The sequence below is a fragment of the Guyparkeria sp. SCN-R1 genome (assembly GCF_003932495.1).
Taxonomy (GTDB): Bacteria; Pseudomonadota; Gammaproteobacteria; order Halothiobacillales; family Halothiobacillaceae; genus Guyparkeria.
On record NZ_QZMT01000029.1, the window covers coordinates 1 to 11,828 of the forward strand.

General features: G+C 64.0%; 13 protein-coding genes. 10 read left to right on the forward strand and 3 right to left on the reverse strand.

Features of this window, described 5'->3' with window-relative positions:
* Positions 1-111: 111 nt before the first annotated feature.
* On the reverse strand, positions 112-573 hold the full coding sequence (locus D5687_RS10680; RefSeq protein ID WP_125199779.1) for a transcriptional repressor: 462 nt from the start codon (positions 571-573) through the stop codon (positions 112-114).
* Positions 574-821: 248 nt separating this feature from the next.
* On the opposite strand from D5687_RS10680, the gene D5687_RS10685 reads away from it, so the two are divergent.
* The 3 genes from D5687_RS10685 to D5687_RS10695 all read left to right on the forward strand — a co-directional run bounded on the left by D5687_RS10685 (position 822) and on the right by D5687_RS10695 (position 3,145).
* Complete coding sequence (locus tag D5687_RS10685) at positions 822-1,847, forward strand: MBL fold metallo-hydrolase (RefSeq protein WP_125199767.1); 1,026 nt, start codon at positions 822-824, stop codon at positions 1,845-1,847.
* 120 nt (positions 1,848-1,967) lie between these two features.
* Entirely contained in the window at positions 1,968-2,480 is a 513-nt protein-coding gene (locus D5687_RS10690; protein WP_125199768.1) for a YeeE/YedE thiosulfate transporter family protein, read from the forward strand.
* A complete protein-coding gene (locus D5687_RS10695; RefSeq protein ID WP_125199769.1) occupies positions 2,480-3,145 on the forward strand; it encodes a DUF6691 family protein in 666 nt (221 codons plus the stop codon). The genes D5687_RS10690 and D5687_RS10695 overlap by 1 nt, the downstream gene beginning before the upstream one ends.
* A gap of 67 nt (positions 3,146-3,212) precedes the next feature.
* Here D5687_RS10695 and D5687_RS10700 read toward each other — a convergent pair whose 3' ends face one another.
* A complete protein-coding gene (locus D5687_RS10700; RefSeq protein WP_125199770.1) occupies positions 3,213-3,392 on the reverse strand; it encodes a hypothetical protein in 180 nt (59 codons plus the stop codon).
* 326 nt (positions 3,393-3,718) lie between these two features.
* Between D5687_RS10700 and D5687_RS10705 the strand changes: the two genes are divergently transcribed.
* From D5687_RS10705 to D5687_RS10720, 4 genes are all read left to right on the forward strand, one after another.
* The gene (locus D5687_RS10705) at positions 3,719-4,417 is read left to right on the forward strand and encodes a hypothetical protein (RefSeq protein ID WP_125199771.1); all 699 of its coding nucleotides are present in this window, start codon (positions 3,719-3,721) and stop codon (positions 4,415-4,417) included.
* Positions 4,418-4,479: 62 nt separating this feature from the next.
* On the forward strand, positions 4,480-5,475 hold the full coding sequence (locus D5687_RS10710) for a sulfurtransferase (RefSeq protein WP_125199772.1): 996 nt from the start codon (positions 4,480-4,482) through the stop codon (positions 5,473-5,475).
* Between the two features lie 218 nt (positions 5,476-5,693).
* Positions 5,694-6,179 (forward strand): host attachment protein, encoded by a 486-nt coding sequence (locus D5687_RS10715; protein ID WP_125199773.1) that lies wholly within the window; start codon positions 5,694-5,696, stop codon positions 6,177-6,179.
* 51 nt (positions 6,180-6,230) lie between these two features.
* Entirely contained in the window at positions 6,231-6,440 is a 210-nt protein-coding gene (locus tag D5687_RS10720; protein ID WP_125199774.1) for an acetyltransferase, read from the forward strand.
* A 96-nt stretch (positions 6,441-6,536) separates the two neighbouring features.
* Here the strand turns inward: D5687_RS10720 and D5687_RS10725 are convergent, their stop codons facing one another.
* On the reverse strand, positions 6,537-6,998 hold the full coding sequence (locus tag D5687_RS10725; RefSeq protein WP_125199775.1) for a hypothetical protein: 462 nt from the start codon (positions 6,996-6,998) through the stop codon (positions 6,537-6,539).
* 267 nt (positions 6,999-7,265) lie between these two features.
* Here D5687_RS10725 and D5687_RS10730 point away from each other — a divergent pair, with 267 nt between their 5' ends.
* The 3 genes from D5687_RS10730 to D5687_RS10740 are packed head-to-tail and all read left to right on the forward strand — an operon-like array spanning position 7,266 to position 11,497.
* On the forward strand, positions 7,266-8,243 hold the full coding sequence (locus D5687_RS10730; RefSeq protein WP_125199776.1) for an NAD-dependent epimerase/dehydratase family protein: 978 nt from the start codon (positions 7,266-7,268) through the stop codon (positions 8,241-8,243).
* A gap of 9 nt (positions 8,244-8,252) precedes the next feature.
* Positions 8,253-9,647: a glycosyltransferase family 2 protein gene (locus D5687_RS10735; RefSeq protein WP_125199777.1), complete on the forward strand. Its 1,395-nt coding sequence runs from the start codon at positions 8,253-8,255 to the stop codon at positions 9,645-9,647.
* Entirely contained in the window at positions 9,644-11,497 is a 1,854-nt protein-coding gene (locus tag D5687_RS10740) for a tetratricopeptide repeat protein (protein ID WP_158611868.1), read from the forward strand. Before D5687_RS10735 ends, D5687_RS10740 begins: the two co-directional genes overlap by 4 nt.
* Positions 11,498-11,828: the final 331 nt, after the last annotated feature.

Here is an 11,828-nt window from a genome sequence, read left to right on the forward strand (position 1 = left end):
GCGACGAGGGCTTTGGTGGCTATCTCGCTTTTACACCACTTGACTGGACACTACCCTTGGCGTTGGGCGCTGGGCTCATGCGGTGTGATCGCTTGATGGGGTGAGAAGGGATTAATGGGCGGTTCGGCAGGCCCGGCACAGGCCGCGCAGTTCGATTACCGCCGAGCGTGCGGCGAAGCCCGTCTGGTGGGCGAGGTCGTCGAGGGCGGCGCGCACGGCCGGGTTGTCCTCCTCGAGGATGTCGCCGCATTGATCGCAGATCAGCAGGATGGCCTGGTGCGGCTCCTGCGGGTGTTCGCAGCCGACGAAGGCGTTGAGGCTCTCGATGCGGTGGATCAGGCCCTGTTCGAGCAGGAAGTCGAGCGCCCGGTAGACCGTGGGCGGCTTGACCTGGTCGCCGTGCCTCGAGAGGCGTTCGATCAGGTCGTAGGCCTTGGTGGCCTCGTGGCTGGACCAGACCTCACGCAGGACGTCGCGCCGAATCGGGGTCAAGCGGGCGCCGGAGCGCGCGCAGATCGCCTCGGCGCGGGCGAGGGCATCGTCGATGCACTGGTCGTGATTGGCGCAGGACATGAATTCGCCGCTATCCGGAAACTGATGAGGCATCATAGTGTAGTTGTCCGGCATCGTGGACAGAAGTAAACCTGACGTCGGATCAACAATGTCGATCGCCACAACGTTGAAATTTCGAGGCACGGCGATCATTATTTAGAAACAGCTAATAAACTTGGCCTGCTCGCCCCCGGATCGGCCGCCTCGAAAGGCGGGTCCGGCGTGGGGGTCCCCCGATGGCGAAGGCGGGCACATTTGAGGAGAAGGCAATGGAATTCAAAGAGCAGTTCCTGGCAACGCGCCGTCGCTTTTTGCGCAACATCGGGGTCACCGCTGGCCTGGCCGCTGCGCCCCTGGCGTGGTCCTCGCGTGTGTTCGCCGAGGAAGAACTGGTGATCGAAGGGCCGCCGATGCCGGACATCCCGGCAACCGAGATCACCGAAAATGTCTACGTGATCGTCTCGCCCTGGGGTTTCCCCTCCGAGGAAAACCAGGGGATGATGAGCAATGTCACTTTCGCGATTACGGAAAAGGGCGTCGTGGTGATCGACAGCGGTGCATCGCTGCAGATCGGCCGGATGGCCTTGCGCCAGATCCGTGAAATTACTGAAAAGCCCATCGTGGCGGTCTTCAATACGCACTACCACGGCGACCACTGGCTGGGTAACCACGCCTTCGTCAACGAGAACCCGGACGTGCCGATCTACGCGCACGAGAAGACCGCTTCGGCCATCCGCAGCAACCAGGGCGATTTCTGGGTCAGCCTGATGGAGCGCTCCACGGGCAATGCGATCGAGGGCACCGTGGTGACCCCGCCGAACAAGGTGGTCGGCCACGGCGACGAACTCGACTTCGGCGATCTCACGATTCGCGTGCACTTCTATGGCACCGCACACACCCCGTCGGACATTAGCCTCGAACTGGTGGAGAAGAAGATCGTGCATGTCGGCGATATCGCGATGAACAATCGCATCGCCTTTATGGACGATGGCAGCTTCCTCGGGACGTTCAAGGCGTTCGATGGTCTTGAACAGAACGTGCCGGGGGCCTTCTGGATTCCGGCGCACGGTTTCCCGGCCAACGATCTGATCGAGCACAACCGCATCTTCTTCCAGGGCATCTACGAATCCGCCGAGAAGGCCGTCGAGGACATGGCCGGACCGGATCAGGCCAAGGCCTATGCACTGGAGGACGACCGAGTGCAGTACTACGCCCGCGTGACCAATGGCTTCGACGAGAACATCGGCAAGTACGCGTCCTTGGCGTTTCTCGAGGCCGAAGCGGCTGCCTTCTAGCGGGCCGCGGCCATGGCGGGGTGACTCGCCCATTAAAGGTTGATGTCGACAGGCCCGTCGGATCGGCGGGCCTTCAGGGAACGTTTTTTCAATCGCTGATTCCAGGAGGTCCAGCAGGGAATGTCTTGCCAAGTTCGGCCGTTATGGCCCCCCTTTATTGCCGGCATCGTGCTCGGCCTGGTCGTTTTGCTCACCTTCGTGCTGGTGGGCAACGGCATGGGTTCGTCCGGTGCCTTCGCCCGCGTGGCCACCGAGGTCGGCCTTCAGGTCGCGCCAGAGGCCACCCGTGAAAACGCCTACCTCGGTGGGATGGCCCAGGGCAATCCGCTCGCGGCATGGATCGTGATTGCCGCCATCGGCACCCTGATCGGCGCCATCCTCGCGGCGGTCTCCTCCGGACGTTTCCGGGTCAAGGTCGATCGCGGTTCCGGTCGCATCGGCGTCGCGCCGCGTCTGTTGCTGGCCCTGGGCGGCGGCCTGCTGGCCGGGTTCGGTTCGCGGTTGGCGGCCGGGTGCACCAGCGGCGTCGGCCTGTCCAATACCGCCATGCTGGGCGTGGCTGGCTTCGTCTTCCTGATCGTGTTCTTCGTGGTCGGGATCCTGATCAGTCTGTTGATGCGGAGGGTTTGGTAATGGATTACGGCACCGCGGGTACCGCACTGGCCACCGGTCTGTTGTTCGGCTTCGTGCTCGAGCAGGCCGGTTTTGGCTCCCCCTGCAAACTCACCGCCCAGTTTCGCCTGACTGACTGGTCGGTATTCAAGGTCATGTTTTCGGCCATCATTGTTGCGGCGATCGGCATCCTGTTGCTGCAGGCGAACAACACCTTCGGCGCACAGGGTTTCTACGTCGCCGAAACGTATCTCTGGGGCACCGTGTTGGGTGCCGTGCTGATCGGCGCCGGTTTCGCCATTGGTGGCTACTGCCCCGGCACCTCCGTGGTCGGGCTCGGTAGTGGTCGGATCGACGGACTGGTGTTCATGCTCGGCATGGTTATCGGTGTCTGGGCCTTCGCCGGCGTTTACGACAGCGATTTCATTCAGGCTGCGGTCAACGGGGCGCAGGTATCGGCGCGCACCGTACCGGAATTGTTGGGCGTCTCGCCGTGGCTGGTGGTGGCGGCCATGCTGCTGGTACTGGCGGGCGGCTTCTTTGCTGGTCGTGCACTCGAGCAGCGCAGTCACGGTGTGTACACCGCCGAGGACATCACCGAAGGGCGTGCTCCTGACGAGAGTGATGAACTCGGTCGTGATCTGGGTCGCGAAGCCAGCGCCGCGCGGCGCACCGACACCGATTGAGTCGGGGACACCACGTGATTTTGCGGGATGGCTCCCCGGCTGCCCGCCCTTGTCAGAGGAGAGTGGATTAGATGGAATCGAAGAAAATCGCCCGACAGGCGCGTGCTCGCCGCGCGCTCAAGTTGTCCATGCCGGCCATGGCGTTCACCGTGGGCGCCTCGCTTGCGGCGACCACCATGTTGCCGCTATCGGCCGCCGCGCAGACCCGGGGCGGTAATCCCTGTGCCCCCTCCGCGCGTGGGGGCAACCCCTGCGCTCCGTCTTCCCGCGGTGGCAACCCCTGCGCACCTTCGGCTCGCGGCGATAATCCGTGTGCGCCCTCAGCCCGAGGTGGCAATCCTTGCGCTCCGGACGCTCGCGGCGGGAACCCCTGTGCGCCATCGGCTCGGGGCGGCAATCCCTGCGCTCCGGATGCGCGCGGCGGCAATCCGTGTGCGCCGTCGGCTCGGGGCGGCAACCCCTGTGCGCCCTCAGCCCGTGGTGGCAACCCTTGCGCCCCGTCGGGGCGTGGCGGCAATCCCTGCGCGCCGGGCGGTCAGTGACCGAGTGTCCCTCACGGGCTGAGTTGTCTGGATGAGTGACGCGCCGTTCCATGCCTTGCCCGACGATTGGCTTGATGCCGGTCTGGCAGCCAGTGATGAATGGCGCTCGATTCAGTCGGCGCTGACCGCCGACAACCAGACCGTGCTCACCGAATTGTTCCGGGATCACCCGGAAGAGGGCTTCGACTACTGGGCGCACTTTCCCCAGGATGACGCCCGGGATCCGGTCAGTGGGGCGCGTTTCTACTATCACGCGCATGACCCGGCCGAGTGGGCCTCCAACGAACACGGCCACTTCCACTTGTTCGTTGCCGACGGGAACGAGCCGGGATTCGCGCACGTGGTCGCGGTGTCGATGGACCGTCAGGGGAATGCGCAGCGCTTGTTTACGACCAATGGGTGGGTGACCGGTGAAACGATCCGTCCCGCCGCACAGTTGCTGGCGCAATTGCCCAACGGATTCGAGATCAACCGGGCTCGCCCATCGTGGCTGGTGGGGCGGTGGTTGACGTCCCTGGTGGCACTGCTGATGCCACAGATCCGCGAATTGCTCGAGGCGCGCGATCGTGCCTTGACGACCGATTCCGGCGGTTGGCCCGATCCGGAGGTGCTGGCCGATCGGGACCGGCATGTCCTGAGCGAGTGTCCGCTGGATATGGAGGCGGTGTTGGCCGATTGGTCACGGCGACTCGAGGCCATGCAAGCGCAACTGATTTCCCCGCCCGGTTGAGGGCGGCCTTTCCGGCGCCGGCTGGCGTCGTTTGTTGATGCACGAAGAAGGAGTTGAGTCATATGGATTTCAAGCGGTTTCTCGCAGTTCCTGCCGGGGTAGCTGCCCTGGCCATCGCGCAAGGGGCCTGGGCACTGGATGTGCCGGGTCCGGTGGTTGACCCGCAGTGGCTGAACGACAACCTTGAGCAGGTCACGGTTCTGCAGATTGCCGGGTCGGAAAAGGCGTTTGCCATGGCGCCGAAGTACGAGACCGTCAAGGGTAAGAAAGTCGTGTCCGTCGTTTCCGGTCACGTGCCGGGCGCCCGGTTCGTCGACTGGGGCAAGGTGCGCGTCGAGCGCATGGAAAACGGCAAAAAGGTCGGCAAGCTGATCCCGGAAAAGGCCGACTTCGAATCCTTCGTGCAGGCGTTGGGCGTGGACAAGGACGATACGGTGGTGATCGTGCCGCTGGGTCTGTCCGGCTCGGATTACACCAAGGCCACTCGCCTGTACTGGCAGATGAAGTACTTCGGTCATGACGACATGGCCGTACTGGACGGTGGTCTGGCCAACTGGCTGGCCGCGGGCTTTGACGCCGGTACCGGTCAGTCGGAGAAGATCGAGGCCGGTGACTGGGTCGCAACCGACGAGCGTGACGAGATCCTGGCGACGTATGCCGAGACGCGCGAGGCGGTCGATTCCAACGGCAAGGTCCAGCTGCTTGATGCGCGTCCGCCGAACCAGTACCTGGGCGTGTTCAGCAAGTCCAAGACCGTGCCCGGTCACCTGCCCGGCGCCAAGAGCCTGCCGACCGACGTGCTCGTGCGTGCCGATGGCGCAGCGGCCACGTTCCTGCCCGAAGCCAGCTATCGCTCGATCATGGAATTCAAGGGCCTCGATCCGAGTGGCGCGGCGATCGCGTACTGCAACTCGGGCAACCTGGCCTCGGGGGTGTGGTTCGTCGCCAGCGAGATCATGGGTAACGATGATGTCGCCCTGTACGACGGCTCGATGAAGGAATACGGCATGTATGTCGATGACGGGGCCACTTCGGTCAACCCGGCACAGCTCTACTGATCCGGCAATGCCTTCCGAACCTGACAACCCCGCCATCCGGCGGGGTTTTTTTGTGCTGGGACCATGCCTGTCGAGAGACGGGACATCGACGCACATGTGGGCGATATCGGCCGACCTCACCGTGGACGAGATCGCTTTGCCGGGGTTCCCGCGGCAGGGGGCGAGATCTGCGTATACACTCGTGGAGGTCAACACGACATAGCAAGGAGGTCGGCTCTATGAGTACCTGGGTAGTGGTTGCCGATGAGGCTCGGGCGCGTTTTCTCGCGGTCCGTGACAACAGTGGGGCCTATCGCGGCAGTGAGGTGCATCCCTCCAGCCGTCCCGCGCCCAAGGGGGTGCTCGAGGAGGTGACTTCCTTGTCCAATTCCGCGGCCCGATTGTCGGACGCGGATCTGGAGACCGACCGGCCGGGTTCGACCACCGATCGCAAGGGCGATGCGATGCATGCCTATGAACCGGCCAACAGCGTGCGTGACGTGGAGGCCAAGCGCTTCGCTCGCGAGGTGGTCACCGAGCTCGATCAAGCGCTGCAGAAGGGGCGGATGGAGCGGTTCTACCTAATGGCCGCACCCGACTTTCTCGGCCTGTTGCGCGCGGAGATGGGCAAGGGGCTGCAGGATGCCCTGGTGGCCGATCAGCCCAAGGATTTCTCGGCCCGGTCGCCGGAGGAAATCCGCGCTGCCTTGCCGGAACGCCTATGAGTTGGATTCGCGGCGGTTTACAGAAAATTTTCCGAACAAGGAGAGCAGTGCATGTTTCTCAAGCGCAAGGATAACGACGACATGATCGAGATCATCGATCTGGAAACGCTTGCTGATCCGGCCTTGCCGAGCGTGATGGGCCGACAGCACGCGGGCGAGGAGATGCAGGACGAGGAGAGCTTCGAGAAAGAGGATTTGGAGTTTCCGTCCGGCGAGCCATTGCCGCGCTGCTGGATCGACCTGCACTGGCGAGAAGACTGACGCGCTCGCCAACTACAAGGCAAGAAGGCCGCCGATCCTGGATTTGGCGGCCTTCGTCTTTTTGGAGCATCGGTTCGAGGGATGCCCGGTGGCGCTTCAGGGTAGTACCCAAAGCGTCAAAGACAGCAGCATGCTGGCAATCGCGCTGCCGATCACCGGCAGCATCATGATGCCGGCAAGTGCCTCGCGGCGGGCAAGCTGCCAACTCGTCCAGATCAGCGTTGCCAGCCAGACGATCGCGAGCAGCAGGGCAATCAGGGACTGGCCGGCGCCGAGCAGGACCACGACGGCCAGCGGCAAGAGGAGCGAGGCCCACAGTCCGGCATGCTCGGCTCCCCGATGCGGAGTCGTGATCGACGCGGCGTAGGCAAAGGCCGCCCAGGCGAGCAGGAAGGCAAACCCCATGGCGCCGGTCAGAGGCGAGGCGGGCAGCGTGCGCGCACTCTCGGCACCGGGCGGATGGAGACCGGCGCCGAGCCACAGCAGCAGGACGGCCACGGTCAGGCTGGCGATCATCCACAGCGCAAGGGCGGGGCGGTTGACGGTCGGTTCGGTCATCGGGTGGGTCCTCGCGGTTCGGGTTGTCTGCGCCACGCCGTGTCAGCTTGGTCCCAAGCGGATTGGGTGGGCGGGGTAGCGCCAGCGTTCCGGTTGACGCCGCATGTCGTCAGTGAAGATAGCAGGGCGAACCACCCCCGGCAGTCGAACCGGTTCGGTGGCGCGCAAACTACATACGGTTGCGGTTGGCTCGACTATACTTCCAACCGGATGGCAAGGTTCGCTGTCCGTGCGACCCCGGCAATCGGGTATGAAAGGAGGCTCGGGATGCACGTTCTGATCACTGGCGGCGCCGGTTTTATCGGCTCGCATCTGGTGGACCATCACCTTGCCAAGGGTGATCTGGTCCATGTTGTCGATAATCTCAGCACCGGGTCCCGCGATAACCTCGCGCTGCACCTCGATTCCCCGAACTTCCGTTTTACCGAGGCCGATATCGTCACCTGGCCCGGGTTGGGCGAGGCGGTTGGCTGGGCCGATCGGGTCTACCACATGGCCGCCGTGGTCGGGGTTTTCCGGGTGCTCGAACAGCCCATCGGCGTGATGGCAACCAACATCGCGGGCTGCGAACGCCTGCTACGTGCCGTCGATCGCTGCGGTTGGAAGCCGCAGGTGCTGGTGGCCTCGAGCTCCGAGGTCTACGGCCCCCGTATCGACCCACGGCTCTCCGAGGACATGGACCTGATCATCCAGCCGGAGGCGCCGCCACGCTGGAACTACGCCATCAGCAAGCTTGCCGACGAGGCGTTCGCGCTGTCCTACGCGCGTGTGAAGGACATCCCGGTGACGGTGGTCCGGCTGTTCAATACCGTCGGGCCTCGGCAGACCGGCCGCTACGGGATGGTGGTGCCGCGGTTTGTCTCGCAGGCCGTGTCCGGCCAGCCCCTGACGGTCTTCGGTGACGGGGAGCAGAGCCGTGCATTCACCGATGTGCGCGACACCGTCGTGATGCTCGACCAGTTGGCCGGGCAGGCGAACACCCAAGGGTTGATCGTCAATGTCGGCGGGGAGCACGAGCTGTCCATGAATACCCTGGCGGATCGCGTGATCGAGCGCGCCGGCTCGAGCTCGGGCATCGAGCGCCTTCCGTACGAGGTGGCCTACGGGCAGGAATACGTGGACATCCCGCATCGCTGCCCGGACGTGACGCGACTGCATGGGCTAATTGATTACCGTCCGCAATGGACATTGGATGCCACCCTGGATGATCTGATCGCCCGGGTGCGACAAGCTGAAGGATCCTGAGGAGGGCGCATGGCAACCACTCCCTACTTCGTTCTGAGTCCGAGCGCGGTTCTGAGTATCATCGGTCTGCTTCGCGGACCGGACAAGACCGATCCCAATCCCGCCGAGGACTGGCGCGATGCGGTGGTCGATGCGGTCATCCCGGCCCTCAATGAGCAAGCCAATGTGGTGCTTGCACTCGAGTCGCTGCGACGGCAAACGAAGCAGCCGCGGAATATCATCCTGGTCGATGATGGCAGCTCGGACCGGACCATCGAGTATGCGCGGGCCTTCGCCGAGCATCACGCAATGCCGTTGACGGTCATCCAGCGCCACCATCCGATCGGCAAGACCCCGACGATCAAGCGCCAGTCGCGCGAGTACGACGCGGATGTCGAATTCATCCTCGACGCCGACACCTATCTGGATTCGGACAACTACATCGCTCGTGCCGTCGAGGAGCTCTACAAGGGCGTCGGAATCGCCAGCGCCTGTGGGGTGATCTTGCCCACGCGCGAGAAGGACCGGCGACGGCGCATCGAAGAGCCGGCGATCAGGGCATTTCTCGAGGCGCACGAGGATTTAGATCTGTATCAGCCCCAGGGCGGGTGGTGGCACCGACTGAACCGCAATCTGACGGCCCTCTATCGCCAGCAGCTGTATACCTTCCTGCAGCGGTTTGTCTATGTCGGTCAGATGGAGTTCTTCGGCAGCATCACCAACCCGGTGGGTTGTGCCGTTGCCTATCGACGCAAGTACATCAAGGACCTCTTCGACAAGTACGAGCCGGTGCTGGGCGATGACTTGACCAATTCCGAGGACATCTTCATTGGCTTTGCCCTCATGAACGAGGGCTATCGCAACATCCAGTTGCAGGACGTTAAGGCCCATTCGTTGGAGCCGGAGATGCGCAATCTGCCGCGGCAGATTTACATGTGGTCGTCGTCGTTTCTGCAAAGCTGCTACTACTTCGACGGCCTGCTCGGCAGTCCGTTCAAACTGCTACGCCGCATGCGGCACCGCTATCGGGAAAAGCACGATCCGGACATGAAGGAATTGGTGGCTCGTCGCCAGATCCGCGAGGCCTATCGCCAGCCGTTCGGCGTGGCCCATACCGAACGCGAGGGGCGTCCCGCCGGCTGGATCCCGTTCCTTGCCGCCTTCGAGAAGATTGGGTTCCCGACGGCACTGCTGATCATGCTCTTGCTGCAACTGTGGGAGCCGCTGATCGTCACCTTGATCGCGGAGCTGGCTATCGCGGTGGGTATTTTGACCGCCATCTCGAAGGGGCGGCGCGTCAAGGCATTCATTCAGGGCATCCTGCTGACCCCGATCCGCTACGCGAGCCTCTTGTACGACCTGGTCACGATCGGGCGCTTCGCCACGGATCTCTGGATTACGGGGAACAGAAAATGGCGCAAATGACACCTTTCCCCCGCCAGTCCCGTTTCTCGGTAAGGCTGGCGGGACATCTGGCAGCCGCCACCCTGGGTGCGATTATCGTCCTTGGCCCGCAGGCGACATGGGCTCAGGCTGTGCCCGATGCCGCCATCAGTGCCGAGATGCGTGAGGACTGGGGGGCGGCGGCCGAGATCTATCGACGCACGCTGGAGAGCGATCCCGAGCGAGTCGACCTATGGCGACGCCTGTCCGATGTGCTGGCCCGTGACGGCCAAGCGCAGGCGGCGGCCGAGGCGCTGGACGAGGCGGTGGCGGTTGAGCCTGAGGAGCCCGACCTTCGATTGGCCGCGAGCGCGGCCTGGGCGCAGGCCGACCGACCGGAGCAAGCCCTCGAACACTGCCTCGCCGCTGCCGACCTGTCCCCCGAGGATGTCGCCATCCTGCGGACCTGTGCCCGCCAGGCCAACTGGGCCGGCGATACGGCGGCCGTCGCGGAGATTTACCGCCGGGTCCACGCCATCACGGGTGAGTCGTCGGACCTGAAGGCCTACGCCCGAGCACTCGGCGGGATGGGCGAACTCGACGAGTCGGTGGCGCTGTATCGGGACTATCTCGCCTCGCATCCTGACGATGCCGAGGCACTGCTCGATTACGCCACGGTGGAAACCTGGCGCGGTAATTATGCCGTTGCCGCCGAGGCTTTGAACCACTATCACGACGTGCATGGCGAGGACGACGACTGGGCCGCCCGGCGCGCCCGTTTGTTGGCCTGGGCGCATCGCCCGACCGAGGCGCGTGAGCTGAACGATGGGCTGCTGGCCGCGAACCCCGACGACTATGAGCATCTCTACACCCGCATGCTGATCCTGCGCGGCGAGCCGCGCCACAGCGAGGCCATCGCCGCCCTCGAGCCGCTCAAGCGCCTGCGTCCGGAGTCGAAGGACACGCGCGATGCCATTCGCAGCACGCACGCCTTCCTGCGCTCGAATGTCGGCATCGAGGCCGGCTGGCGGGACGATGCTGACGACATCAGCATGCGCCGTCTCGCGGTCAAGGGACGCTGGTCATTGACCCCGGAAACCTACCTCTACGGTCGGGCCGAGCACCGTGATATCCGCGCGAAGGCCGGCAGCCCGTTCGTCGGGGTGGAAGGCGATACCTCGATCGACATCGAACAGGCCTGGGTGGGGGCGCGCCACCGTTTCAGCCCATTGCTCGAGATCGGCGCGGACGTTGGTGCGGCCAGTATCGACGGCGGGGGTGGTGACGTGGGTCTGTACGGCTTGTATGCCGACCTGCGCCCGCTGGACAACCTCTGGGTCGATCTTTCGGCCACCCGTCGCGTCTGGGACATCTCGCCCAAGTCCGCCTCGCTGGGGCTGGCGATGCGGGATCACCGCGCTCGCATTCAGTGGCAGCCGGCATTGCGTCATTTCGTCAATGCCGAAGTGGCCCATGGCCGACTCAATGACGGCAATCGGCGCAACGAGCTGTTCGTCAACCCATACCGGGCCATGCTCAGAACCGAGCGCTTCAACCTGGACTTGGGTGTCTCGGCGCACTGGCAGGATTACGACAAGGACCTCGACAACGGTTACTACGATCCGTCGAACTACCGCCGCTTTGCGTTGACCGCGGTGGGCTACTGGAAGTTTTCCGACGACGACGGGCTGAACGTCTCGCTCAGCCCGGGCTGGCACACCGATGACAGCCTGTCGGATTACGAGTTCGGCACGGATGTGTCCGTGGAGTTGATCAACGGCATCTACCGGGATTGGTACAGCCGGCTGGGCGTGTCCTACAGCGACCGCTCCCAGACCACCGGCCGTTATGACGCCTATTCGATCAACTGGGAACTCGTGCGCCGCTTCTGATGCCGTCGCCAGCACCCGGGCTGGCCCTCCCTCCGGGTGAAGGCAAGTCCCTGATCTGGTAGAGTCGCGCCCTTGTCTGCAGGACTGCGCCGCCTTCCGGTCTGCCCGCGAAGGTGTTCCCGCCGTTCGTCCGACTCGTCCTTACGAACCCGATTGAGCCATAGAATGGTCGTCTGCTGCCCGGTCTGTCGGGCGGTCAGTGTCCCGTCGATGGCGGAACCAGGGCATCGTGTCGTCATCGCGAAAGATGAACCGGGCGAGCCTGGCGGAGTGGCGGGTAGCGTCCCGGGAAGTGGTGTAAATCTGGCGGGGTGAGGAGGCCACCGTGGCC